The sequence below is a fragment of the Variovorax sp. 01N429 genome (assembly GCF_056399425.1).
This window is the reverse complement of the sequence record NZ_JBFTRG010000001.1, coordinates 486,461-510,700: the sequence shown is the minus strand read 5'-3', so window position 1 is coordinate 510,700 and position 24,240 is coordinate 486,461. Positions and strand designations below refer to the sequence as shown.

At 60.8% G+C, this 24,240-nt stretch carries 31 protein-coding genes and 1 tRNA gene; 28 read left to right on the top strand and 4 right to left on the bottom strand.

What is annotated here, in order from left to right; all coding sequences use genetic code 11:
- Positions 1-119: 119 nt before the first annotated feature.
- The 5 genes from AC1DSF_RS02470 (at position 120) to AC1DSF_RS02450 (ending at position 4,997) form a co-directional block, all read left to right on the top strand.
- Positions 120-821, top strand: coding sequence for a hypothetical protein (locus AC1DSF_RS02470; RefSeq protein WP_478182267.1), 702 nt, complete (start codon positions 120-122; stop codon positions 819-821).
- A gap of 25 nt (positions 822-846) precedes the next feature.
- Positions 847-2,799: an MFS transporter gene (locus tag AC1DSF_RS02465; RefSeq protein WP_478182266.1), complete on the top strand. Its 1,953-nt coding sequence runs from the start codon at positions 847-849 to the stop codon at positions 2,797-2,799.
- Between the two features lie 10 nt (positions 2,800-2,809).
- Positions 2,810-3,472 carry a phosphatase PAP2 family protein gene (locus AC1DSF_RS02460; protein ID WP_478125117.1) on the top strand — a complete coding sequence of 221 codons (663 nt, stop codon included), beginning with the start codon at positions 2,810-2,812 and terminating at the stop codon, positions 3,470-3,472.
- A 165-nt stretch (positions 3,473-3,637) separates the two neighbouring features.
- Positions 3,638-3,844 carry a hypothetical protein gene (locus tag AC1DSF_RS02455; protein WP_478125116.1) on the top strand — a complete coding sequence of 69 codons (207 nt, stop codon included), beginning with the start codon at positions 3,638-3,640 and terminating at the stop codon, positions 3,842-3,844.
- Between the two features lie 52 nt (positions 3,845-3,896).
- Entirely contained in the window at positions 3,897-4,997 is a 1,101-nt protein-coding gene (locus AC1DSF_RS02450; protein WP_478182265.1) for a serine endopeptidase, read from the top strand.
- Here AC1DSF_RS02450 and AC1DSF_RS02445 read toward each other — a convergent pair.
- Positions 4,970-5,758 carry an SDR family NAD(P)-dependent oxidoreductase gene (locus AC1DSF_RS02445; protein ID WP_478125114.1) on the bottom strand — a complete coding sequence of 263 codons (789 nt, stop codon included), beginning with the start codon at positions 5,756-5,758 and terminating at the stop codon, positions 4,970-4,972. The two genes, AC1DSF_RS02450 and AC1DSF_RS02445, sit on opposite strands and share 28 nt — an antisense overlap.
- A gap of 86 nt (positions 5,759-5,844) precedes the next feature.
- Here AC1DSF_RS02445 and AC1DSF_RS02440 point away from each other — a divergent pair, with 86 nt between their 5' ends.
- Entirely contained in the window at positions 5,845-6,762 is a 918-nt protein-coding gene (locus AC1DSF_RS02440; protein WP_478125113.1) for an aldose 1-epimerase, read from the top strand.
- Here the strand turns inward: AC1DSF_RS02440 and tgt are convergent.
- Positions 6,759-7,931 (bottom strand): tRNA guanosine(34) transglycosylase Tgt, encoded by a 1,173-nt coding sequence (gene tgt / locus AC1DSF_RS02435; protein ID WP_478125112.1) that lies wholly within the window; start codon positions 7,929-7,931, stop codon positions 6,759-6,761. The genes AC1DSF_RS02440 and tgt overlap by 4 nt on opposite strands.
- 3 nt (positions 7,932-7,934) lie before the next feature.
- The gene (gene queA / locus AC1DSF_RS02430; RefSeq protein WP_478125111.1) at positions 7,935-8,975 is read right to left on the bottom strand and encodes a tRNA preQ1(34) S-adenosylmethionine ribosyltransferase-isomerase QueA; all 1,041 of its coding nucleotides are present in this window, start codon (positions 8,973-8,975) and stop codon (positions 7,935-7,937) included.
- A 75-nt stretch (positions 8,976-9,050) separates the two neighbouring features.
- On the opposite strand from queA, the gene recG reads away from it, so the two are divergent.
- The 4 genes from recG (at position 9,051) to ubiA (ending at position 13,790) form a co-directional block, all read left to right on the top strand.
- Positions 9,051-11,189: an ATP-dependent DNA helicase RecG gene (recG, locus tag AC1DSF_RS02425; RefSeq protein ID WP_478125110.1), complete on the top strand. Its 2,139-nt coding sequence runs from the start codon at positions 9,051-9,053 to the stop codon at positions 11,187-11,189.
- 27 nt (positions 11,190-11,216) lie between these two features.
- Positions 11,217-12,182: a LysR substrate-binding domain-containing protein gene (locus AC1DSF_RS02420; RefSeq protein ID WP_478125109.1), complete on the top strand. Its 966-nt coding sequence runs from the start codon at positions 11,217-11,219 to the stop codon at positions 12,180-12,182.
- A gap of 113 nt (positions 12,183-12,295) precedes the next feature.
- Positions 12,296-12,883, top strand: coding sequence for a Dps family protein (locus AC1DSF_RS02415; RefSeq protein WP_478182264.1), 588 nt, complete (start codon positions 12,296-12,298; stop codon positions 12,881-12,883).
- 10 nt (positions 12,884-12,893) lie between these two features.
- Positions 12,894-13,790 (top strand): 4-hydroxybenzoate octaprenyltransferase, encoded by an 897-nt coding sequence (gene ubiA / locus AC1DSF_RS02410; RefSeq protein ID WP_478125288.1) that lies wholly within the window; start codon positions 12,894-12,896, stop codon positions 13,788-13,790.
- Positions 13,791-13,838: 48 nt separating this feature from the next.
- On the opposite strand, the gene proC is transcribed toward ubiA, so the two are convergent.
- Entirely contained in the window at positions 13,839-14,696 is an 858-nt protein-coding gene (proC, locus tag AC1DSF_RS02405; RefSeq protein ID WP_478125107.1) for a pyrroline-5-carboxylate reductase, read from the bottom strand.
- A gap of 464 nt (positions 14,697-15,160) precedes the next feature.
- Here proC and rplN point away from each other — a divergent pair, with 464 nt between their 5' ends.
- The 18 genes from rplN (at position 15,161) to AC1DSF_RS02315 (ending at position 24,133) form a co-directional block, all read left to right on the top strand.
- Complete coding sequence (gene rplN, locus AC1DSF_RS02400; protein ID WP_093105273.1) at positions 15,161-15,529, top strand: 50S ribosomal protein L14; 369 nt, start codon at positions 15,161-15,163, stop codon at positions 15,527-15,529.
- Between the two features lie 10 nt (positions 15,530-15,539).
- Positions 15,540-15,857 carry a 50S ribosomal protein L24 gene (rplX, locus tag AC1DSF_RS02395; RefSeq protein ID WP_478125106.1) on the top strand — a complete coding sequence of 106 codons (318 nt, stop codon included), beginning with the start codon at positions 15,540-15,542 and terminating at the stop codon, positions 15,855-15,857.
- An 11-nt stretch (positions 15,858-15,868) separates the two neighbouring features.
- On the top strand, positions 15,869-16,408 hold the full coding sequence (gene rplE, locus AC1DSF_RS02390) for a 50S ribosomal protein L5 (RefSeq protein WP_478125105.1): 540 nt from the start codon (positions 15,869-15,871) through the stop codon (positions 16,406-16,408).
- 8 nt (positions 16,409-16,416) lie between these two features.
- Positions 16,417-16,722, top strand: coding sequence for a 30S ribosomal protein S14 (gene rpsN / locus AC1DSF_RS02385; protein WP_068674578.1), 306 nt, complete (start codon positions 16,417-16,419; stop codon positions 16,720-16,722).
- Between the two features lie 20 nt (positions 16,723-16,742).
- Positions 16,743-17,138, top strand: a complete 396-nt coding sequence (rpsH, locus tag AC1DSF_RS02380) for a 30S ribosomal protein S8 (protein WP_478125104.1) — start codon at positions 16,743-16,745, stop codon at positions 17,136-17,138.
- A 24-nt stretch (positions 17,139-17,162) separates the two neighbouring features.
- The gene (rplF, locus tag AC1DSF_RS02375) at positions 17,163-17,696 is read left to right on the top strand and encodes a 50S ribosomal protein L6 (RefSeq protein ID WP_478125103.1); all 534 of its coding nucleotides are present in this window, start codon (positions 17,163-17,165) and stop codon (positions 17,694-17,696) included.
- A 14-nt stretch (positions 17,697-17,710) separates the two neighbouring features.
- Positions 17,711-18,076, top strand: a complete 366-nt coding sequence (gene rplR / locus AC1DSF_RS02370; RefSeq protein WP_478125287.1) for a 50S ribosomal protein L18 — start codon at positions 17,711-17,713, stop codon at positions 18,074-18,076.
- An 18-nt stretch (positions 18,077-18,094) separates the two neighbouring features.
- Positions 18,095-18,613, top strand: a complete 519-nt coding sequence (rpsE, locus tag AC1DSF_RS02365) for a 30S ribosomal protein S5 (RefSeq protein WP_028250822.1) — start codon at positions 18,095-18,097, stop codon at positions 18,611-18,613.
- A gap of 15 nt (positions 18,614-18,628) precedes the next feature.
- Positions 18,629-18,814: a 50S ribosomal protein L30 gene (gene rpmD / locus AC1DSF_RS02360; protein ID WP_009124818.1), complete on the top strand. Its 186-nt coding sequence runs from the start codon at positions 18,629-18,631 to the stop codon at positions 18,812-18,814.
- A gap of 23 nt (positions 18,815-18,837) precedes the next feature.
- Positions 18,838-19,269 (top strand): 50S ribosomal protein L15, encoded by a 432-nt coding sequence (gene rplO / locus AC1DSF_RS02355; protein ID WP_478125102.1) that lies wholly within the window; start codon positions 18,838-18,840, stop codon positions 19,267-19,269.
- A gap of 23 nt (positions 19,270-19,292) precedes the next feature.
- Positions 19,293-20,603, top strand: a complete 1,311-nt coding sequence (gene secY, locus AC1DSF_RS02350) for a preprotein translocase subunit SecY (RefSeq protein WP_478125101.1) — start codon at positions 19,293-19,295, stop codon at positions 20,601-20,603.
- 145 nt (positions 20,604-20,748) lie between these two features.
- Positions 20,749-20,862 (top strand): 50S ribosomal protein L36, encoded by a 114-nt coding sequence (gene rpmJ / locus AC1DSF_RS02345; RefSeq protein ID WP_038201958.1) that lies wholly within the window; start codon positions 20,749-20,751, stop codon positions 20,860-20,862.
- A gap of 24 nt (positions 20,863-20,886) precedes the next feature.
- Positions 20,887-21,252: a 30S ribosomal protein S13 gene (gene rpsM / locus AC1DSF_RS02340; protein ID WP_019653977.1), complete on the top strand. Its 366-nt coding sequence runs from the start codon at positions 20,887-20,889 to the stop codon at positions 21,250-21,252.
- Positions 21,253-21,264: 12 nt separating this feature from the next.
- Positions 21,265-21,669, top strand: coding sequence for a 30S ribosomal protein S11 (gene rpsK / locus AC1DSF_RS02335; RefSeq protein WP_009124825.1), 405 nt, complete (start codon positions 21,265-21,267; stop codon positions 21,667-21,669).
- A 125-nt stretch (positions 21,670-21,794) separates the two neighbouring features.
- On the top strand, positions 21,795-22,418 hold the full coding sequence (gene rpsD, locus AC1DSF_RS02330; RefSeq protein WP_478098886.1) for a 30S ribosomal protein S4: 624 nt from the start codon (positions 21,795-21,797) through the stop codon (positions 22,416-22,418).
- Positions 22,419-22,564: 146 nt separating this feature from the next.
- Complete coding sequence (locus AC1DSF_RS02325) at positions 22,565-23,554, top strand: DNA-directed RNA polymerase subunit alpha (RefSeq protein ID WP_158721727.1); 990 nt, start codon at positions 22,565-22,567, stop codon at positions 23,552-23,554.
- Positions 23,555-23,636: 82 nt separating this feature from the next.
- On the top strand, positions 23,637-24,038 hold the full coding sequence (gene rplQ / locus AC1DSF_RS02320; RefSeq protein WP_478125100.1) for a 50S ribosomal protein L17: 402 nt from the start codon (positions 23,637-23,639) through the stop codon (positions 24,036-24,038).
- Between the two features lie 18 nt (positions 24,039-24,056).
- Positions 24,057-24,133 (top strand) — tRNA-Met (locus tag AC1DSF_RS02315).
- The last annotated feature ends 107 nt before the right edge of the window (positions 24,134-24,240 follow it).

The window sequence follows — 24,240 nt, the reverse complement described above, 5'->3', positions numbered from 1 at the left end:
AACCGGTACTGCCGGGCGATACCGCCGGTGGTGAAAAAGTGCTCCGTATCGATTCTCGATGCCTCCGAAGGGGCCGGCAACCTAGATTGCGCCGATCGAACTTTTCACCGGAGTCCGTCATGCCGCTGTCGTCCTTGGATGTCCTGAGCAATCTGCCATTGGCCCTGATTGGCATCTGGGGCTTGCGTTGGCTCCATTGGCTCGATCGGGCGCACGAAGACGCCCTCGACGCCGCGCCGCTGCCCCAGGCGGCCACTCGCCTTCCTGTGAACGCGCTGGATTGTGCGTGGATGTTCTTCGCGGGGCTGATCTTCACCGCGGCGGCGTCCGCCTTCTATCACGTGCAGCCTGATGCGACGCGGCTCGCGGCGGACCGAGCAGGGATGGCCATCGCGTTGTCGGGTCTCGTCGGCCTTGCGGTTTGCGAGCGGGTGAGCGAGCGCGCCGGATGGCCCGCCGCCTGGCTCACGATGAGCGGCGCCCTGGTGGCGGCGGCCGTCCAATACAGGACGGGCAATGCCTTGCCCTGGACGCTGGTGCAGTTTGGTGGAATGGCACTGATTTTGGTCCTCTCGCTCGCAAGATCATCGCCTGGCGCCATCGATCTGAAGCTGGGGTGGGTGGTCTTCTTCTATGTCTTGGCCAAGCTGTTCGAGCTGTCGGACGCGTCCATTTACGAGGCCACCCGGCAATTGATCTCGGGCCACGGCCTCAAGCACTTCATGGCTGCATTGGCGGCGCTCCCGGTGTTGCACGCATTGCAGGCGATGGGCCGTCAGACGCTGCGGCACAATCCGGGCGCCGCTGCCGTAACGGCTTGAGGAACTTGCCAACCAGGCTTTGCGAATGACCACAACCGCCAACGCATCATCGTCCCCCACGCCTGATCCGCATGCGCATGCCAACCAGTTCGCGCTTCTGGGTCAGCGGCGCTTTGCGCCATTCTTCTGGACGCAATTCGCTGGAGCGGCCAACGACAACCTCTTCAAGTTTGCTTTCACGGTCATGGTGACCTACCAGCTACAGCTCAGCTGGATGCCCCCCGCCATGGCGGGGCTCGCGATCGGAGCGCTGTTCATCCTGCCTTTCCTGCTCTTCTCGGCGACTTCCGGGCAACTCACCGACAAGTTCGACAAGACGAAGATGATCCGCTTCGTCAAAAACCTCGAGATCGCGATCATGCTGATCGCCGCGTGGGGCTTCATGCGGGCCGATGCGGCTGTGCTGCTCGGTTGCGTCTTCCTGATGGGACTGCATTCCACCTTGTTCGGGCCCGTGAAGTTTGCCTATCTCCCGCAGGTGCTGGACGCGCGCGAGCTCACTGGCGGCAATGGCATGGTCGAGATGGGCACTTTCGTTGCCATCCTGCTGGGGCAGGTCGCCGGGGGTCTTCTGATCGCGGTGCCGCATATCGGCCACACGTCGGTGGCACTGGCATGCGTGCTGCTCGCGCTGGCGGGGCGAGGCGTTGCGCAGGCGATCCCGCAAGCGCTCGCCACCGATCCGGAGCTTCGGATCAACTGGAACCCGGTGAGCGAGACGTGGCGCAATCTCAAGCTGGCCCATGGGAACATCGTTGTTTTCCGCTCGCTGCTTGGCATCTCGTGGATGTGGTTCTTCGGCGCGATCTTCCTTAGCCAGTTTCCGAGCTTTGCCAAGGAGGTGCTCCACGGAGACGAGCAGGTGGCCTCGCTGCTGCTGGTGGTTTTCTCGGTCGGCATCGGCATCGGATCGCTGCTATGCGAGACGCTGAGCCGGCGCCAGGTCGAGATCGGCCTGGTGCCGTTGGGTGCGATCGGGATGAGCGTATTCGCAATCGACCTGTACTTCGCGTCGCGCGCGCTGCCCGCGCTTGGAGAACTGGGATTGGGCGGCTTTATTCGGGAGAAGGCCCACTGGCGCGTGATGGCCGACCTCGGTCTGCTGTCGCTGTTTGCCGGGCTCTACAGCGTGCCGATGTATGCGCTGATCCAGTTGCGCAGCCAGCCCACGCACCGGGCGCGCATCATCGCGGCCAACAATATTCTCAACGCGCTGTTCATGATTGCCAGTTCAATCATTGCGGGCGCGCTTTTGAAGTCTGGTTTTACGATTCCACAGATCTTTCTCTTCACGGGAATTGCCAATGCGGTGGTCGCGTTCTACATCTTCATGCTCATGCCCGAATACCTGCTGCGCTTCGTCGCCTGGGTGCTGTCCCGCTTCGTCTACCGGTTCGACGTGAAAGGGGACGAACATATTCCGGGCGATGGAGCGGCGGTCCTCGTTTGCAATCACGTAAGCTTTATCGATGCGGTGCTGCTCATGGCGGCGAGCCCGCGTCCCATTCGCTTCATCATGGATCACCGCATATTCCGCGTACCCGTGCTGGGCTGGCTGTTCAGGCTGGCCAAGGCCATTCCGATTGCGCCGCAGAAGGAAGATCCCGCCGCCTACGAAGACGCTTTCGCGCAGGCCGTGCAGGTGCTGCGGGAGGGCGACCTCCTCGCCATCTTTCCCGAAGGCGCGATCACTCGCGACGGGCAGCTCCAGCCGTTCAAGGGCGGCGTGATGAAAATCCTCGAGGCCGCGCGCGCCGAAGGCATCGACGTTCCGGTGGTTCCCATGGCTCTGACGAATTTGTGGGGCTCGTACTTCAGCCGGGTCGAAGTGCGAGACGGAGAAAACGTCGCGATGGTGCGACCCTTCCGGCGAGGCCTGTTCAGTCGGGTGGGCCTCAATGTCGGCGACGCGCTGCGCCATGCCGAGGTGCAGCCCGACATCCTGCAGCGGCGCGTGAGCGGGCTTCTTAGCGCATGAATTTCGACTGATGTCCTTGCCTTTTCCCCAATGGTTTTGGGTCGCTGTGACCTGGTTCGGTGACAGTGGCTTTCTGCTGCCGGTCGCGCTGTGGATCGCGGTGTGGCTCGGCATTCGCGAAGCGACGCGCCCATCGGCGTGGCGCTGGGTACTTTTGTTCGGGCTCGGGTGCTGCGTGATCGCCGTGTCGAAAATCGCGTTCCTGGGCTGGGGCATCGGCATCGCCTTGATCAACTTCACCGGCTTCAGCGGTCACACGGCTCTATCGGCGTGCGTATGGCCTGTGGCATGCTGGCTCGCTGCCTCTCAGCAGTCGCATCGTGTCCGCGTTTCCGCCGCGTCGTTCGGATTGATGTTTGCGGTGTTCATCGGTGCGTCCAGGCTGGCGCTGTACGCGCATTCGAAGTCCGAAGTCGCGGCTGGATTCGCGCTGGGCATGGCGGTCAGCGGCGCATTTCTTCTGTGGCAGCACCGGCTTCCGCATCCGCGGTTGAGCTGGAGTCTCGTGTTGCTCAGTCTGCTCACGCCTCTGGCTTTTCTGAACCCGGGCACGCCAGCACCCACGCAGGGCGCGCTCGAAGTGATCGCCATGCGCCTCGCCGGAACCGACAGGACCTACACGCGTGACGATCTGCTCGCGCGCCGGCTGAAGCCTCAGGCAAGTATCGAGTAGCGATACCGAAAGCGCTGGAAGTTGCCACTGATTCGTTAACTTGTTCCGCGACGTTCAGATGCGAAACATCATCCGCGCACCTTCACTTCGCCCTGAGGCTTGCATGCAGACAATCTCTTTCAACATGTCCCTGACTGTCGGTTTGATCTGCAGCGAGGTGTCGTCGTGAAGAGGGTCCCGACCAATTTCGGGCCGTACGACCGCGAATACCAGGCGCGTGTTTCGCGCACGCGCCGCCTCCTGAAAGCAGCGATGCAAGCGATCTTGACGGCTGTCGTGGTCGCGCTCGCGGGCACGTTCCTGTTCCCGTTGAAGGCGCATGCGGGCCGTTCATGCGAACAGGCCAAGCCGAATGTGGCGCTGAGACCCTAGACCAGAATCGCGTTATCCAGGTTTTTTGAATTCCCAATGAAGAAGGAACCCGATGAGCAAGTCCTTGCGCCTGTCTGAAAAATGGTTTCGCCGCGGTCTCTGGGTCGTGGCGGTGGTGTTCGCCAGCTTTCTGATCGGCCTCGGGAGCACGATCGTCGGAGATCTGCCGCGCGTCGAGCACAGTCTCGACATCGATGACTTCATCGACCATGCCGCGGCCGATCCACTGCGCAAAACCGTCCGCGACGCCGAAAGGGTGGAGCAGGATGCGGCGCGCGAACGGGAGCAGGCGGACCTCAAGCTCGTCGCCGCTCGGCAGGCAAGTCGCGCGGCGAGAGAGACCTTCTCGAATTGGATCGCGACCCGCCACGCCACTGCACAGCCCGACCAGGACCCTGAGCTCGTCTCCCGCACCAAGGCGCTGGATGCGCTGAAGCTCAAGGAGGACGAAGCCGAACGGGCCGTCGGCGCGCAGCGGCAAATCGCGCTCGACGCCCGGCAGTCAAGCCAGCGCGCGCAACAGCAGCTGACCATCCTTGAGGACCAGGCGCGGACTCGCCTGGACGCCCAAAACCGCCGAGTCGAGCTGCGCGTCTTCGGCTATCGACTGGCGCTCACGCTGCCGCTGCTGATGATTGCGGGCTGGCTCTTCGCGAAGAAGCGCAAGAGCACATGGTGGCCGTTCGTCTGGGGATTCATCTTCTTTGCGCTGTTCGCGTTTTTTGTCGAACTCGTGCCCTATCTGCCGAGCTACGGCGGCTATGTGCGTTACGCGGTCGGCATCGTGGTGACGGTGCTCGTCGGGCGATATGCCATCGTCGCGCTGAACCGATATCTGACGCGTCAGAAACTCGCTGAGGCGCAGCCCGACACGGTTCGCCGCAACGAGCTCAGCTATGACACAGCGCTCGCCCGACTCGCGAAGAGCGTTTGCCCTGGATGCGAGAGACCCGTGGACTTGAAGAACACGGCCATCGACTTTTGCCCGCATTGCGGTATCGGGCTCTTCGACCACTGCCACGTGTGCAAGTCGCGCAAGAGCGCCTTCGCCAGGTTCTGCCACGCTTGTGGAACCGGCGCAATGGCCGCCGCCATGCCGCGCGACTTGCCGCCGGACTTGCCGTTTCAGGTCCAGCCGGCGTCGACCACGTAGTCCTGCGCGGTACACATCTTCGAATCGTCGGCCGCAAGGAACAGCGCCATGCTTGCAATGTCCTCGGCCATGACTCGGCCAGGGAGGCATTGCGCGGCATCGATTTCGGCGCCCGATTCGGGCTTGACCCAGAGCTGCAGCTGTCGCTCGGTCATGACCCAGCCGGGGACGATGGAATTGACTCGGATGTTCTGCTTGCCAAGGTCGCGCGCCAGTGATCGGGTCAGTCCGCGCGCCGCGGATTTGCAGGCCTGGTAGACCGGATACCCCCGGCCCTTGATCATCCAGCTGATCGATCCGAAGTTGATGATCGATCCGCCACCCAGCGAGCGCATGTCGTCCGCGACCGCCTGTGCGGCAAAAAATTGGTGCTTGAAGTTGACCGCGACCAGACGGTCGAAGTCGTCGCTGCTGACGTCCGCCATCTCATGGCGCCGGTCATTTGCGGCGTTGTTGATCAGCACCTTGATCGGACCGAAGCGGGCGCGCATTGCCCCAATCGCGGCTTGCAGGGCCGCCACGTCTGTCACATCGCATTCGAGGAAGAGCGCCTCGTGCGCCTCGCTGTTCGTGCCGAGATGACTGGCCAGCGCTCGGCCTGCGGTTGCGTCGAGGTCGCAGAAGCCGACGCGTGCGCCCTGGGCATGAAAGGCGCGCACCAGCGCTTCGCCGATGCCGCTCGCGCCGCCGGAGATGAAGACAGTACGGCCGGCCAGCGATGGATAGCGCGCCGACGGGGAAGGAGAGGTTGAATCTGTCATCGAGGTATTTTGGCCTTCGGTCGTGCGAATCCGCTACCCGTGTGAACGAGAATGCCGCGATCGCAATGACCTGTGGTGCGAATTGCATGAAAGAAAACGACACGAAGCTGATACAGCTTTCAGCGGGATCCGTGCGGCTGGTGCTGGCACCCGAATTGGGGGGATCGATTGCAGCGCTCTATGACGAGCAGTCTGGAGACCGCTTCGATTGGCTTCGGTCCGCGACCGACGACGCCCTGGCGCGGCGGGACCCGTTCTCGATGGCGAGCTTTCCGCTGCTGCCCTGGTGCAACCGTATTCGAGATGGCCGCGCGCGATTCGGTGGCCGGGACATCGCGATCGCGACAGGTCATGCCGCGGGACCTTCGGGCAAGCATCCCTTGCACGGCATCGGATGGATGCGCCCATGGAAGGTCGCGCGGTCTTCGGCAACCCAGGCGACGCTTGAACTCGCGGTCGAAGCCGACACCCAATGGCCCTGGCGCTTCGAGGCTGCGCAGACGTTCGAACTCGACTCGTCCGGCCTGCGCTGCAAAGTCACCTTGACCAATCGCGATTCAGTGCCGATGCCGGCGGGAATCGGCCATCACCCCTACTATCCGCATCGCGACGGCACGCGCTTGCAGACGACAACTGCTGCCATGTGGAAAGGCGACGCCGAAGTCATGCCCGTAGCGCTGGCAGAGGCGCCTGAAGTGAGCCGGCTTCGAGAGGGCGTGCTGCTGTCCGAACTCGACCTGGACAACAACTTCATCGGCTGGTCGCGCACGGCGCGCATCGATTGGCCGAATGAAGGGCGTGCACTGGTGATGTCGGCGGACCAGCCGCTTGATTTCTTCGTGCTGTACTGCCCGCATGGCGCAGGACACTTTTGCGCCGAACCCGTCAGCCAATGCACCGATGCGATCAATCTGTCGGGCCGTTACTCACCGAGCGAACTCGGTGGCGCGGTGCTGGCGCCAGGCGAATCGCTGTCGGGATGCTGGGCCCTTCGGTGCGCCTAGACGCCCCGTGCGCGGTCGGCCTTGAACTTCGCGCGGAACTCGGCAAAGCGGCCCGTTTCGAGCGCCTCGCGAATTTCCCGCATCAGGTTCAGGTAATAGTGCAAGTTGTGGATGGTCGTGAGCATCGGCCCCAGCATCTCGCCGCATCGGTCCAGGTGATGCAGGTAGGCGCGGCTGAAGCCATCGCGGCCGCCTTCGTTCCATGGCACGCCTGATGCACCCGCGCAGGCGTGGCAGGTGCAGCTCGCATCGATTGGCTGTGGATCGCTCTTGTGGCGCGCGTTGCGCATCTTGAGATCGCCGTAGCGCGAGAACAGCGTGCCGTTGCGGGCATTGCGCGTCGGCATCACGCAGTCGAACATGTCGACGCCCTGCGCCACGCCTTCGACGAGGTCCTCCGGCGTGCCGACACCCATCAAGTAGCGCGGCTTGTGCGCCGGGAGCTTGTGCGGCGTGTGCGCCATGATGCGCAGCATTTCGTCCTTGGGCTCACCCACGCTCACTCCGCCGATTGCGTAGCCCGGAAAGTCCATGTCGACCAACTTTGCCAGGGATTCTTCGCGCAGGTTTTCGAACATGCCGCCCTGGACGATGCCGAAGAGCGCATTCGGATTTTCGAGTCGACTGAATTCGGCTTGGCAGCGATGAGCCCAACGCAGGCTCAGTTCCATCGACTTGCGCGCGTCGGATTCCGTTGTGACGTGGCCTTGGGTCTCGTACGGCGTGCATTCGTCGAACTGCATGACGATGTCGCTGTTGAGGATGGTCTGGATCTGCATCGAGACCTCGGGCGTGAGGAACAGCTTGTCGCCGTTGACGGGCGAGGCGAACTTCACGCCTTCTTCACTGATCTTGCGCATGGCTCCGAGAGACCACACCTGAAAGCCACCCGAATCGGTGAGGATGGGCTTGTTCCACTTCTCGAACTGATGAAGACCGCCGAAGCTGGCCATCACGTCGAGTCCCGGCCGCATCCAAAGGTGGAAGGTGTTGCCAAGAATGATCTGCGCGCCCATCTCTTCGAGGCTGCGCGGCATCACGCCCTTGACGGTCCCGTAGGTACCCACGGGCATGAAGATGGGTGTCTGCACCACGCCGTGGTTCAGCGTTAGCGTGCCGCGGCGCGCGTGGCTTCCAGCGTCGGTTGCGAGAAGTTCAAAGTTCAGCATGGATCAGTGCTTTCTGGCGAGCAGCATGGCGTCGCCGTAACTGAAGAAGCGATAGCGCTCGCGAATGGCGTGGGCATACAACGCCATCACGTGTTCGTAACCGGCGAAGGCGCTGACCAGCATCATCAGTGTGCTTTTGGGCAGATGGAAGTTGGTAACGAGCAAGTCGACATGCTCGAAGGCGAAACCAGGGGTGATGAAGATGCGTGTGTCGCCTGAGGCCTCGCCGCTCTTGGCCCACGATTCGAGCGTGCGAACGGTGGTCGTCCCAACGGCGACGATGCGGCCGCCGCGCGCCTTGGCGTTGGCAATGGCGGCTTGCGTGGCGGCGGGCACTTCATAGCGCTCGGCATGCATCGTGTGCTCGGCGATGTTCTCCGTCTTGACGGGCTGAAAAGTGCCGGCACCAACGTGAAGGGTGACATTGGCGCGCTGCACGCCGCGCGCTTCGAGCCTGGCGAGCAGCGCCGAATCGAAATGAAGGGCCGCCGTCGGTGCTGCCACGGCGCCGGGCACCCGGGCGAACACTGTCTGGTAGCGGCTTTCGTCGTCAGCCGAATCGGTATGCGTGATGTAGGGGGGCAGTGGCACATGGCCGCAGCGGGCCATCAGCGCATACGGGTCTTCGCCCGCCGGGCTTTCCAGGCGAAAACGGAAGAGGGCCCCATCTTCTTCCGGCCAGCGACCGAGCAGCGTTGCGCTGAAGCCGCCCACCATCGCGAGTGTGGTGCCCACCTGCGGCTTCTTGCTGACTTTCATGTGCGCGACCACCTCAGCTCCTTGCAGCACGCGCTCGACGAGCAGCTCAAGCTTGCCGCCGGTAGGCTTTTCGCCGAAAAGGCGGGCCTTGACGACAAGCGTGTCGTTGAAGACAAGCAGGTCGCCCGCCTGGAGCAGCGAGGGGAGGTCTCTGAAGATCCGGTCGACCGGTGCCTGACCGGATCCGTCCAGAAGTCGGGAAGCACTGCGTTCGGAAGCTGGATGTTGCGCCACCAGTTCAGGCGGCAGGTCGAAATCGAAATCGGAAAGCGTGTAGTCGCGCATGAGTGCTTGAGGGCCGGACAGGCCCGTGCCAAGGAAGCGGAGGAATGGATGCAAGGAGGCGGGCAGAATTGTCCCATGCCCGCCGCCGCCAAACCTTCGCCCCCGGAAAAGCCTACTGCAGCGTCGGCCACCGTAAATGCGACCGCATCCGCGCCTGCGCCTGGCACGGGGCTGAGCGCGGTTCAACGCGCGCTCCGCAAGCTGGGACTGGTGCGCGACATCGATTTCGCCCTCTACCTGCCGATGCGCTACGAGGACGAGACGCAGGTCGTGCGACTGGCGGATACGCGTGACGGGGACATGGCGCAGATCGAAGCGGTGGTCACCGAATGCGAGGTGGTCTTTCGTCCCCGTCGGCAATTGATCGTCACAGTCGACGACGGCAGCGACACCTGTCAACTGCGCTTCTTCAATTTCTATCCGTCGCAACAGAAGCAGCTTGCAGTGGGCGCAAAGGTGCGCGTGCGGGGCGAAGTGCGCGGCGGGTTCGTCGGGCGGCAGATGATGCATCCGACCGTCAAGGCTGCCGGCACCGCGCTGCCGGAGGCGTTGACGCCGGTGTATTCGACCATCGCCGGGCTGGCTCAGCCGGTGTTGCGGCGCGAGGTTCGCTCCGGGTTGGCCCGGGCCGTGCTTGACGAGACGCTCCCGGCAGGCGCAACTCCGCACGGTGCATGGGATCTGCGTCGTGCGCTGACCTTCCTCCACTATCCAACGCCCGACGTCGCGGTCGCCACGTTGGAGGATCACAGTCATCCAGCCTGGCAGCGCCTGAAGGCCGACGAACTCCTCGCCCAGCAACTTTCGCAGCTTCAGGCGCGGCGGGTGCGCGCAGCGCAACGGGCGCCTGTTCTGGAGGCTGACGCGTCCGGAGGCGCTCTGCATCGCGACTTGCTGGCGGCGCTGCCCTTCGCTCTGACGGGTGCGCAGCAGCGAGTCGGAGGCGAGATCACGCGCGATCTGGCCCGTGAGATTCCGATGCACCGCCTGCTCCAGGGCGATGTGGGATCGGGGAAGACGGTCGTAGCAGCGCTGGCTGCCGCGCGTTGCATCGACGCCGGCTACCAATGCGCGCTGATGGCGCCGACCGAAATTCTCGCGGCTCAGCATTTCGGCAAACTCGTCGGCTGGCTCGATCCGCTGTTGGCCGAGCGCGGCTTGCGCGTCGCGTGGCTCACCGGCAGTCAGAAGAAGAAGGAACGCGATGCGATGACAACTGCCGTCGAGAGCGGCCAGGCGGCGCTTGTCATCGGAACCCACGCTGTCATTTCCGAGAAGGTGCGGTTCAAGAATCTGGCTCTCGCCGTCATTGACGAACAGCATCGCTTCGGCGTGGCACAGCGACTAGCCCTTCGCGGAAAGGCGAACGGCGATTTCGAGCCGCATCTGCTGATGATGAGCGCCACGCCGATTCCGAGAACCTTGGCAATGAGCTACTACGCCGACCTGGACGTGTCCACCCTCGACGAACTGCCGCCAGGCCGCACGCCGATCGTCACGAAGCTCGTCGCGGACCACCGGCGGGATGAAGTCGTCGATCGCATTCGCGCCCAGCTCGCACAAGGGCGACAGGTCTACTGGGTATGCCCTTTGATCGAGGAAAGCGAAGCGGTGGACCTGCGGAACGCGACCGAGACGCGAGATGAACTGGCCGATGCACTGGGTTCTGACGTCAGCGTCGGCCTTCTTCATTCGCGCATGCCAACGACTGAGAAGCAGGCGGTCATGGAGGCCTTTACAGCCAACCGCCTGCAGGTGCTCGTAAGCACCACCGTGATCGAAGTCGGCGTGGATGTGCCCAATGCTTCGCTGATGGTGATCGAACATGCGGAGCGCTTCGGCTTGTCGCAACTGCACCAATTGCGCGGTCGTGTGGGTCGGGGTGCGGCTGCTTCCGCCTGTGTCTTGCTCTACGCACCTAACGAAGGTGGCCGCGTTGGAGAAGCTGCTCGCGCGCGCCTGAAAGCCATGGCCGAGACCAGCGACGGCTTCGAGATTGCGAGACGCGACCTCGACATTCGCGGCCCCGGCGAATTTCTCGGCGCCCGCCAGTCCGGCGCCCCTCTTCTGCGCTTCGCAGACCTGAGCACAGACGTTCTCCTCCTGGACTGGGCCCGGGAGCTTGCGCCCAAAATGCTCGACCGTCACCCCGATCTGGCGCAAAAACACATCGATCGCTGGCTTGGCGCCAAGGCCGAATATCTAAAGGCATGAGCTTGCGGCGAGCAATAATTTCCAACTATGACGCTGACAGAACTCAAATACATCGTCGCGGTTGCGCGAGAGCGGCATTTCGGCAAAGCCGCAGAGGCCTGCTATGTGTCGCAGCCAACCTTGTCCGTGGCGATCAAGAAGCTGGAGGACGAACTCGAGGTCAAGCTGTTTGAGCGCAGCGCGGGCGAAGTCACTGTCACGCCGCTTGGCGAGCAGATCGTGCAGCAGGCGCAGAGCGTGCTGGACCAGGCGGCCAGCATCAAGGAAATCGCCAAGCGTGGAAAGGACCCGCTGTCGGGTCCGCTCAACCTGGGCGTCATCTACACCATCGGGCCGTATCTCTTGCCTGATCTCGTGCGCCAGAACATTGCACGTAACCCGCAGATGCCGCTGGTGCTGCAAGAGAACTTCACCGCCAAGCTGCTCGAAATGCTTCGATCCGGCGAGATCGACTGCGCCATCATGGCCGAGCCGTTTCCGGACACGGGCTTGGCCATGGCGCAGCTTTACGACGAGCCATTCGTGGCCGCACTGCCCGCCAACCATCCGCTCGCGAACAAGGAGTCCGTCACTTCCGACGAACTCAAGAATGAAACGATGCTCCTGCTCGGTACGGGACATTGTTTTCGCGACCACGTGCTGGAGGTTTGCCCCGAATTCGCACGCTTTTCCAGCAATGCTGAAGGGATCCGAAAGAGCTTCGAGGGCTCTTCGCTGGAGACCATCAAGCACATGGTCGCCTCGGGAATGGGCGTCACCCTGGTGCCGCGGCTGTCGGTCCCGGCTGATGCGCTCAAGCCCAGGGCCAAGGGGCGGAAGGAGCCTGAGCAGATCGTGCGCTATCTCCCCGTTCGCGATACGCAAGGCGGTGAGCCGCCGACGCGCCGCGTCGTGCTGGCGTGGCGGCGCAGCTTCACCCGCTACGAGGCGATTGCGGCACTCCGAAACGCGATCTACGCCTGCGAGCTGCCGGGCGTCAAGCGCCTTTCCTAAGAACCGTGAGAAACGCGCCGCACGTCGACGGACCCATCCTGCGCCGGATGCAGAGGCTGCGCTAGAGTGCTGCTTTCCTGACGTCAATTCACTTGAAGAAAGAGCTCATCGCCATGGCCAAAGTCGTGAAGAAACCCAAGTCTCCAGACACCAGCGCTCCGTCTGCCGGAAAGGTGCCCAAGAAGGGCGATGTCGTGGTCGCGGAGGCCTCGGGCAGCCGCAATGCCCCGATCATCAATATCGGCATTGAGCGCCAGGATCGCGCCGCGATCGCCGAGGGCTTGAGCCGCGTGCTTGCGGACACCTACACGCTCTATCTCACCACGCACAACTTCCACTGGAACGTGACGGGGCCTCACTTCAACTCGCTCCACGCGATGTTCATGACCCAGTACACCGAGCTTTGGGGCTCGACGGATGTCATCGCCGAACGCATTCGTGCGCTGGGGCACTACGCGCCCGGCTCGTACGCTGAATTCAGCAAGATCGCGACCGTGCCCGACGTTCCGCAAAGTCCGCCAAAGGCCATGGAGATGGTGCGCATTCTGGTCAAGGGTCATGAAACAGTCTCGCGCATCGCTCGCGAATTCATCCCGGTTGYCGAGGAGGCAGGAGACGATCCCACGGCGGACATGCTGACGGCACGCTGCACCGTGCATGACCAGACGGCTTGGATGCTGCGTTCCCTCCTTGAAGACTGACGCACCGGTGATGCCCGCTGGTGGGCCCTTCCAACCCGCGCCCGAGCCGCAACGCGGGCGTTTTGCGCTGTACCTGGATCTGATCCGATGGAACCGCCCGGCAGGTTGGCTCCTGCTGCTTTGGCCAACACTTGGCGCACTGTGGTTCGCAGCCGAAGGATGGCCGGGTTGGCATCTCCTGACGGTGTTCGTCCTCGGCACCATCCTCATGCGCAGCGCAGGCTGCTGCGTCAACGATGTTGCTGACCGGGAGTTCGACCGCCACGTCAAGCGAACAGCCCAGCGGCCAGTCACGAGCGGTGCCGTTTCGGTGAGAGAAGCGCTTGCGCTCGGGGCCGTCCTCGCGCTGGCTGCTTTTGCACTGGTCCTGACCACCAATCGCGTCACAGTCTCGTTGTCGTTCGCGGCTCTTGCGGTGACGCTGGCTTACCCGTTTGCCAAGCGCTTCGTGTCGGTTCCACAGGCTGTCCTCGGCATCGCGTTCAGCTTCGGCATTCCGATGGCGTTTGCCGCCGTGCGCAGCAGCGTGCCCGAGTTGGCCTGGTGGCTGCTCGCAGGCAATTTGTTCTGGGTATTGGCTTACGACACCGAATACGCAATGGTCGACCGCGACGACGATCTGAAGATCGGCATGAAGACCTCAGCAATCACGTTCGGTCGATTCGATGTGGCGATGGTCATGGTCAGCTATGCAATCTTCCTTGCCGGATGGGCGGCCGCCGGTGCCGGAAGAGCGCTCGGCGCAATCTTCTATGTCGCCATAGGCATCGCCGGCGCTCAAGCCGTCTGGCACTGGCGTCTGATTCACGATCGCACCCGCGACGGTTGTTTCAAGGCCTTCAGGCTCAATCATTGGCTCGGCTTCACAGTGTTCGCCGGTGTCGCGGCAGGCTACATGCTGCGTTGAGTCGGGCATCAGCCCTGCCGGCCAAGGCTTCGACCCTTGGCTTCGCCTTCAAGACTTTCCAAATTCTTGGCCGAGTTCAGCGGCGCGCTCATGCGCGGCGCGGATTGCGGCCTTGAACTTGGCTTTGAGCTGAGCGTCGTCCATGTTCGTGATCGCCGCATGGGTGGTCCCGCCCTTCGAAGTGACCCGTTCACGCAATGCGGAAGGCGGCTCCGTCGCATTGCTTGCCAGGGCCGAAGCGCCGGTGAAAGTTCGAATGGCGAGTCGATGTGCCTGCTCTGCCGTCAGTCCTAGTTCAATACCTGCCTCGGTCATGGCCTCGATGAAATAGAACACGTAGGCCGGACCAGAGCCGGAAACGGCGGTCACAACGTCCAGTGCCGGCTCCGCGTCGACCCACATCAGATCACCGGTGGGGGCCAGGACCTGTTCGACGAGCTTGCGACCTTCATCGCCGACAGCGTCGCGTGCAAACAGGCCAGTCATTCCTTGACCAATGAGGGCGGGTGTGTTGGGCATAGCGCGAGCCACCTGTTCAGTGGCGAGCCAACGGGCAATGCTGTCGGACGGAATTCCCGCCGCGACACTGAGATGTAGCGCGTTTGGTGCAAGTCCTCGTATTGCATCCGTTGCCGTCGCAAAACTTTGCGGCTTGACTGCCCACACGATGACTTCGCAGCGGCCCAGCGCGGCGCCCGCTTCCGGCTGCGCGTCGATACCGAAATCGTTCGCCAGCTTGATGCGAGCTTCGGCGAGCGGCTCCACCACTTCGAACGCGCTGGCGGGAGCATTTTGTTTCACAAGCCCGCCGATGATGGCGCTTGCCATATTCCCTCCCCCAATGAAGCCTATGGGCGGGAGGGGGGCGAGTTCCTGGCGAGGAAGGAAGGTGACTGCGATGTTCATGACTACTTCGGTAAATTCAAAGGCTAAAGCAGCTGGTCTGCGAAGGAAATTGTGTCCCTTGTCGCAATAAGAATGCGGCTGAACGCTTGAAATCACTTGTAGGAGCCACCACGAGCTGTTGGCTGTTGTCACTACGCCACGGGTCGATCAGCTGAGCCCAACCTGGAGGGCGCTCGCCGCCGTTGGACCCTCCCTGGTGGACGCAAGCGCCATCTGCGAGGGTGGCACTAACATTGACGTCCGGCCAAAAATCGTCGGCTTGCAGGCCGGCGCACGAAGTAGTGTGTTGACGGCCGCAAAATGCTGTGCAACAATCGCGGGCTTCGCTTCAGAAAGGCGAAGCTTCTGCCCAGCGGAAGCGCATCGAAGTGGTTTCGGTGCGTGGACGACGGGCCCAAGACTGATCGTTAAATCGCGTCGGAGTTGTCCGATCGGTAAGCGGTACAAGTTGGGAATATCACAAAATGATCCAAACTGAATCCAGGCTCGACGTAGCCGACAACACGGGCGCGAAATCCGTCTTGTGCATCAAGGTGCTAGGTGGCTCCAAGCGGCGCTATGCCAGCGTAGGTGATGTCATCAAGGTCAGCATCAAGGAAGCCGCTCCGCGTGGTCGCGTCAAGAAGGGCGAGATCTACAGTGCAGTGGTGGTTCGCACCGCCAAGGGCATTCGTCGCAGCGACGGCTCGCTTGTTAAATTCGATGGCAATGCGGCTGTGCTGCTCAATGCCAAATTGGAGCCCATCGGCACCCGTATCTTTGGACCAGTCACGCGCGAGCTGCGCACTGAAAAGTTCATGAAGATCGTGTCGCTGGCACCTGAAGTTCTGTAAGGACAGTGCCATGAACAAGATTCGCAAAGGCGACCAAGTCATCGTATTGGCTGGACGCGACAAGGGAAAGCGCGGCACCGTGTCGCTGCGCAAGGACGACTCGCATGTCATCGTTGACGGCATCAATCTCGTCAAGAAGCACACCAAGCCGAACCCTCTGAAGGGTACGACCGGCGGTATCGTCGAAAAGGCCATGCCGATTCACCAATCCAACGTGGCGATTTTCAATGCTGTGACCGGCAAGGCTGATCGCGTGGGCATCAAAGTCGCGGACGGCAAGCGCGTGCGCGTCTTCAAGTCCAGCGGCGAAGAAATCAAGGCCGCCTAAGGGGTACTCACATGGCTCGTCTCCAACAACACTATCGCGAAAAGATCGCGAAAGACCTGACCGAAAAATTCGGCTACACGTCTCCTATGCAGGTTCCGCGCTTGAGCAAGATTACGCTCAACATGGGCGTCGGCGAAGCGGTTGCCGACAAGAAGGTGCTCGACAATGCTGTCGCTGACCTGACCAAGATTGCTGGCCAGAAGCCGGTGGTGACCAAGTCGAAGAAGGCGATCGCAGGCTTCAAGATTCGCGAGAACCAGCCCATCGGCTGCATGGTCACGCTGCGTGGCGTGCACATGTACGAATTCCTGGACCGCTTCGTGACTGTCGCGCTGCCGCGTGTTCGCGATTTCCGCGGTATCTCGGGTCGCGCTTTCGATGGTCGTGGCAATTACAACATCGGCGTCAAAGAGCAGATCATCTTCCCTGAGATCGAGTACGACAAGGTCGATGCGCTGCGCGGCCTCAATATCAGCATCACGACGACGGCCAAGACTGACGAAGAGGCGAAGGCGCTTCTCGCTGGCTTCCGTTTTCCGTTCAAGAACTGAGGTGGTTTGTGGCTAAAGTAGCTTTGATCGAGCGCGAGCTCAAGCGAGAAAAACTGGTCGCAAAGTACGCCGCGAAGCACGCGGAACTGAAGGCGATCGCCAACGATGCGAAGAAGAGCGACGAAGAGCGCGCTGCCGCCCGCCTGGGTCTGCAGAAGCTCCCGCGTAACGCCAATCCGACCCGTCAGCGCAACCGTTGCGAAATCACTGGTCGCCCGCGTGGCACCTTCCGTCAATTCGGTCTGGCTCGGGCCAAGATCCGCGAACTGGCCTTCAATGGCGACATCCCTGGTGTCACCAAGGCCAGCTGGTAAGCCAGGCAGGAGCAAACAACATGAGCATGAGTGATCCCATTGCCGACTTGCTGACGCGTATCCGTAACGCGCAGATGGTGGCAAAACCGACCGTGTCGGTCCCGTCTTCCAAGGTGAAGGTTGCGATCGCGCAGGTCCTCAAGGACGAGGGCTACATCGACGGCTTCAAGGTCAAGACTGAAGCCGGCAAGAGCGAACTCGAAATCGCGTTGAAGTACTACGCCGGTCGCCCGGTCATCGAGCGCATTGAGCGTGTAAGCCGTCCCGGCCTGCGCGTCTACAAGGCCAGCTCAGCCATTCCTCAAGTCCAGAACGGCCTGGGTGTGGCGATTGTCACGACCCCAAAGGGTGTGATGACCGATCGCAAGGCGCGCGCTGCCGGTATTGGCGGCGAAGTGCTGTGCTACGTCGCCTAAACGAGACATCTAGGAGAAACTGAAATGTCCCGAGTAGGAAAAATGCCGGTCGCCATTCCCACAGGTGTGGATGTGTCGATCAAGGAAGACCAGATCAGCGTCAAGGGTTCGGGCGGCACGCTCAACCTGCCTCGCAATGCGCTGGTCATCGTTACCAGCGAAGATGGCAAGCTCAGCTTTGCGCCAGCAAATGAATCGCGTGAAGCAAACGCGATGAGCGGCACGGTTCGCCAATTGGTTAACAACATGGTGGTGGGCGTAACCAAGGGCTTCGAAAAGAAGCTCAGTCTGGTTGGCGTCGGCTACAAGGCTCAGGCGCAGGGCGCCAAGCTGAACTTGCAGGTTGGTTATTCGCATCCGGTCAACAAGGACATGCCGCAGGGCATTACGGTGGCGACACCAACCCCGACCGAAGTCATTGTCAAGGGTGCCGACCGTCAGCGCGTCGGCCAGGTGGCCGCTGAGATCCGAGCTATTCGTCCGCCAGAGCCGTACAAGGGCAAGGGCATCCGCTATGTGGACGAGAAGATTGTGATCAAAGAGACCAAGAAGAAGTAAGGGGCAGCAAAATGATGTTGACCAAAAAAGCACAGCGTCTTCGCCGTTCACGCCAGACCCGCATCCGCATTGCGACGCAGCGCGTGGCACGTTTGACGGTGAATCGCACCAATCTGCACATTTACGCCACCGTCATTTCCGACGACGGCACAAAGGTGATCGCAACTGCGTCGACGGCCGAAGCCGAGGTGCGCGCTTCGCTAGGTGGGTCGGGCAAGGGTGGCAACGCCGCTGCTGCGATCGCCATTGGCAAGCGGATCGCCGAAAAGGCAAAGGCTGCCGGCGTTGAGAAGGTTGCTTTCGATCGCGCAGGTTTTGCATACCACGGTCGCGTAAAGGCGCTGGCCGATGCCGCCCGCGAAGCTGGCTTGCAGTTCTAACCGGACACGAGATTCAAAATGGCAAAGATTCAGGCAAGAACGCAGAACGAAGGCCCCGAAGACGGCTTGCGCGAGAAGATGATCGCGATCAACCGTGTCACCAAGGTGGTGAAGGGTGGTCGCATTCTCGGGTTCGCGGCGCTCACGGTCGTGGGTGACGGCGATGGCCGCGTCGGCATGGGGAAGGGTAAGTCGAAGGAAGTCCCAGCTGCGGTGCAGAAGGCGATGGAAGAGGCTCGGCGCAATCTGGCAAAGATTTCGATCAAGAACGGGACCCTCCACCACCGCGTGACGGGTCACCACGGTGCCGCATCCGTGGTCATGATTCCAGCACCTAAGGGTACGGGCATCATCGCTGGCGGTCCGATGCGCGCAGTCTTCGAAGTCATGGGCATTACGGACATCGTGGCGAAGAGCCATGGTTCTTCGAATCCCTACAACATGGTCCGTGCCACGCTGGATGGGTTGAAGAACTCGACCACCGCTTCTGAAGTGGCAGCCAAGCGTGGCCTTACCGTCGAAGAACTCTTCGCCTAAACCTGGGGTAATGAGATGACGACGCAACAACAAACATTGAAGGTGCAATTGGTCAAGAGTCCGATCGGCACCAAGGAATCGCATCGCGCCACCGTGCGCGGACTGGGCCTGCGCAAGCTCAACAGCGTGAGCGAGCTGCAGGATACGCCGGCGGTGCGAGGCATGATCAACAAGATCAGTTATCTGGTCAAAGTGCTCTAAAAGAGCCGCTGAGAGAGACGTATATGGAACTCAATGGCATCAAGCCGGCAGCCGGCGCCAAGCACGCGAAGCGGCGAGTCGGCCGTGGTATCGGCTCTGGCCTCGGCAAGACTGCAGGTCGTGGTCATAAGGGGCAGAAGTCGCGCGCAGGCGGCTTCCATAAGGTCGGCTTCGAGGGCGGTCAAATGCCTCTGCAGCGTCGGTTGCCCAAGCGTGGCTTCAAGTCGCATTTGCTGAAGTACAACGCCGAGGTGACGCTGACGTCCCTCGAAAATCTTGGTTTGGCTGAAGTCGACGTGCTGGTGCTTAAGCAGGCGGGTCTCGTTGGCCAGATCGCTAAGGTCGTCAAGATCATCAAGTCAGGCGAGATCACCAAGGCGGTTAAGCTGACGGGAATCGGCGCCAGTGCCGGGGCCAGAGCAGCGATTGAAGCCGCTGGTGGTAGCGTCGCCTAAACACGAACCGAAAGAAGTTCTTCGTGGCAACCAACGCGGCAACGCTCGCAAAGACAGGTAAGTTCGGTGACTTGCGTCGCCGGCTTGTCTTTTTGCTGCTCGCGCTCGTGGTCTATCGCATCGGGGCGCACATCCCGGTGCCGGGCATAAATCCGGACCAACTGGCGCAGCTGTTCCAAGGTCAGCAAGGTGGCATCCTGAGCCTGTTCAACATGTTCTCCGGCGGAGCCCTTTCGCGCTTCACGGTGTTCGCGTTGGGCATCATGCCTTACATCTCCGCGTCGATCATCATGCAATTGATGACCTACGTCGTGCCGACCTTTGAGCAGTTGAAGAAGGAGGGCGAGGCGGGTCGCCGGAAGATTACGCAGTACACGCGCTACGGCACGCTGGCTCTCGCACTCTTTCAGTCGTTCAGCATTGCGGTTGCATTGGAGTCGTCGGCCGGTTTGGTTATTTCGCCTGGCTTCGGCTTTCGCCTTACTGCAATGATCAGTCTCACGGCTGGCTCAATGTTCTTGATGTGGCTCGGTGAGCAAATCACGGAGCGTGGGCTTGGAAATGGGATCTCGATCCTGATCTTTGCCGGAATTGCGGCAGGTCTTCCGAACGCGATCGGGGGGCTGCTTGAACTGGTTCGTACCGGCGCCATGAATGTGCTGGTAGCACTGTTCATCGTGGCTGTGGTTGTGCTGGTGACCTACTTCGTCGTCTTTGTCGAGCGGGGTCAGCGCAAGATCCTGGTGAACTATGCGCGGCGACAGGTCGGCAATAAGGTTTATGGCGGTCAGTCATCGCATCTTCCACTCAAGTTGAACATGGCTGGCGTGATCCCACCGATCTTCGCCTCCTCGATCATCCTGCTACCGACCACGGTTGTGGGCTGGTTCAGCACCGGGGAGAGCATGCGCTGGATCAAGGACATTGCCAGTGCGCTCAGACCTGGGCAGCCCATTTATGTGCTGCTGTACGCTAGTGCGATCGTGTTTTTCTGCTTTTTCTACACGGCGCTCGTGTTTAACAGTCGTGAAACTGCTGACAATCTGAAGAAGAGCGGTGCTTTCATTCCGGGGATCCGTCCGGGTGACCAAACCGCGCGCTACATAGACAAGATCCTCGTCCGGTTGACGCTAGCGGGGGCGGTCTACATCACCTTTGTTTGCTTGCTGCCCGAGTTCCTCATTCTGAAGTACAACGTGCCGTTCTATTTTGGGGGGACTTCGTTGTTGATCATCGTGGTCGTCACGATGGACTTCATGGCACAAGTACAGAACTACATGATGTCTCAGCAATATGAATCGCTCTTAAAGAAGGCGAACTTCAAGACGTCATGAAGATAGGGACGCGGACGCGTCGTATCTGGATCCCTCCAGGTGTGACAGCGTCACCAATGAGTTATCGCCCTACGACTTAAGCCGGGCGCGCATAGTGTTTCAGGCGAAATCGGTCGCCGGTTGAAAAAGAGTTTAGGAGAATGAAATGAGAGTTTCGGCTTCGGTCAAAACGATTTGCCGTAATTGCAAGATCATCCGCCGCAAGGGTGTGGTGCGTGTGATCTGCACCGACCCGCGCCACAAGCAGCGCCAGGGTTGATCGTAAGAGTATTAGAGGACGCACATGGCACGTATTGCTGGCATTAACATTCCGCCGCACAAGCACGCTGAAATCGGTCTGACCGCTATTTTCGGCATCGGTCGCACGCGCGCTCGCAAGATTTGCGAAGCAAGTGGCATCGAGTATTCGAAGAAGATCAAAGATTTGACGGACGCCGATCTGGAAAAGATTCGCGATCAGATCGCTCTATTCACGATCGAGGGCGACCTGCGCCGCGAGACGACGATGAACATCAAGCGCTTGATGGACATCGGCTGCTATCGCGGTTTCCGCCACCGTCGCGGCCTGCCGATGCGTGGTCAGCGCACGCGCACCAATGCTCGCACTCGCAAGGGTCCGCGTAAGGCTGCGCAGTCCCTCAAGAAATAAGGATAGACCAGCATGGCTAAAGCTCCTGCCAACAACGCCGCACAGCGCGTTCGCAAGAAGGTTCGCAAGAACGTTGCGGACGGCATTGCCCACGTGCACGCCTCCTTCAACAACACCATCATCACCATCACGGACCGCCAGGGAAATGCTCTTTCTTGGGCGTCCTCCGGTGGTCAGGGCTTCAAGGGCTCCCGCAAGTCGACACCGTTCGCTGCGCAGGTCGCCTCGGAAGTTGCCGGCCGGGCTGCGGTCGAGCAAGGTATCAAGAACCTTGACGTCGAGATCAAGGGTCCGGGACCTGGTCGTGAATCGTCGGTGCGAGCGCTCGCCGCGCTCGGTATTCGGATCAATTCCATCGCCGATGTGACTCCGGTGCCGCACAACGGTTGCCGTCCACAGAAGCGTCGTCGCATCTAAGGCGAAGACGTACGCGCAGCCGCTTCGCAGCGGCTGCGCATTTGCTTTTTACAAGCCCACCGCCATCAGCACGCCGCTGACGGCTCCCGCAGTCCCCTGCGGCAGATGACCCAAAGGAAGATCAAGTGGCACGCTATCTAGGCCCCAAGGCCAAACTCTCCCGCCGCGAAGGCACCGATCTGTTCTTGAAGAGCGCGCGTCGTTCAATCCAAGACAAGGCTAAGTTTGACTCGAAGCCTGGCCAACACGGGCGGACCTCTGGCCAGCGCACTTCGGACTTCGGCCTCCAACTGCGTGAAAAGCAGAAGGTAAAGCGCATGTACGGCGTGTTGGAAAAGCAGTTCCGCCGCTACTTCGAAGAAGCCGATCGTCGCCGTGGCAATACCGGCGCCAACCTGCTTTTCATCCTTGAATCGCGCTTGGACAACGTCGTCTATCGCATGGGCTTTGGTTCGACGCGCGCGGAAGCACGGCAGCTCGTTTCGCACAAGGCGATCACTGTGAATGGCCAATCGGTCAATATTCCGTCCTATCTGGTCAAGACGGGGGACGTAATCGCTGTTCGCGACAAGTCCAAGAAGCAGAACCGTATTGTCGAAGCACTCCAACTGGCGCAACAGGTCGGCATTCCAGCGTGGGTAGAAGTTAATGCCGATAAGGCCGAAGGCACCTTCAAGAAGGTCCCCGATCGCGACGAATTCGCAGCTGACATCAACGAATCGTTGATCGTCGAACTGTATTCGCGTTGATTTACCTGCCTTCCTCGCAGCCTCAGGTGGGTTTCGTCGAGGGCTGATTGTTTTTATTCACGTTCCTGCCTTGAGCCTTGCTGCAAGGCAGGTGCTTCACCAGCCTTACCGGTGTAACGAGCCGGGGGTATTGAGAGGAAGTCTGCATGCAAACCACCCTGCTGAAACCCAAGACCATTCAGGTCGAGCAACTCGCGCCTAACAAAGCTAAGGTCACGCTCGAGCCTTTTGAGCGTGGCTATGGCCACACGCTTGGCAATGCACTGCGCCGTGTCCTACTGTCGTCGATGGTTGGTTACTCAGCGACCGAAGTCACGATTGCAGGCGTGCTGCACGAGTACTCGTCCATCGATGGCGTGCAGGAAGATGTCGTTAACATCTTGCTGAACTTGAAAGGCGTGGTCTTCAAGTTGCACAACCGTGACGAAGTCACCCTGAGTCTGCGCAAAGACGGCGAAGGCGCCGTGACGGCCTCGGATATCCAAACGCCGCACGACGTGGAAATCATCAATCCTGATCACGTGATCGCGCACTTGTCGCAGGGCGGTAAGCTCGACATGCAGATCAAGGTCGAAAAGGGCCGTGGATATGTGCCGGGTACGATGCGCCGTTACGCGGATGAGCCGACGAAGTCGATTGGTCGCATCGTCCTCGACGCCTCGTTCTCTCCAGTCAAGCGCGTAAGCTATACCGTTGAAAGCGCTCGGGTGGAGCAGCGCACGGACCTTGATAAGCTGCTAGTTGAAATCGAAACCAACGGCGCGATCACCGCTGAAGACGCCGTGCGTGCTTCGGCCAAGATCCTGGTCGAGCAATTGGCAGTCTTCGCTCAGCTCGAAGGCGGCGAATTGGCTGCATTCGATGCACCGGCGCCGCGCAGTGCCCAGCAGTTTGACCCGATCCTGCTGCGTCCGGTCGATGAGCTTGAGCTAACGGTTCGCTCGGCCAACTGCCTCAAGGCGGAAAACATTTACTACATTGGCGACCTGATCCAGCGTACCGAGAATGAATTGCTCAAAACGCCGAATCTGGGCCGCAAGTCGCTCAACGAGATCAAGGAAGTGCTTGCCTCCCGTGGGCTAACCTTGGGTATGAAGCTCGAAAGCTGGCCGCCGGCCGGTCTCGACAAGCGCTGATTTTCAAGATCGGCCTCATAGGCCTGTGCACCGGGCAGTACCTGACACGGCTGCCTGTTTTTATAAAGTAAAGGAAAGCACCATGCGTCACGGACACGGACTCCGCAAACTCAACCGCACCAGCTCGCACCGTCTAGCGATGCTGCAGAACATGATGAATTCGCTCATCGAGCACGAAGTCATCAAGACGACGGTACCAAAGGCCAAGGAACTGCGTCGTGTCATTGAGCCGATGATCACGTTGGCAAAGAAACCTACGGTCGCCAATAAGCGTTTGGCATTCGACCGCCTCCGTGATCGCGACAGCGTCGTGAAGCTGTTCGGCGAACTCGGTCCCCGCTTCCAGGCTCGCCCAGGCGGCTATACGCGCATTCTGAAAATGGGTTTCCGCGTTGGCGACAACGCACCCATGGCGCTGGTCGAGTTGGTGGATCGTCCCGTAGTAAATGAAGCTGCTGCGGACGAGCAGAACGCTGCGGAATAAGCTATAATTCAGCCTTGCCGCGCGATGGAGCAGCCTGGTAGCTCGTTGGGCTCATAACCCAAAGGTCGCAAGTTCAAATCTTGCTCGCGCAACCAACATGGGCGTGTAAACGCCGATCAAAAAGCCCACTTCGGTGGGCTTTTTTGTTTTTGTCCTTTGGCGTTTGCGTTTGATCTCTGCCAACGTTCTGGGGTTAGTTGCG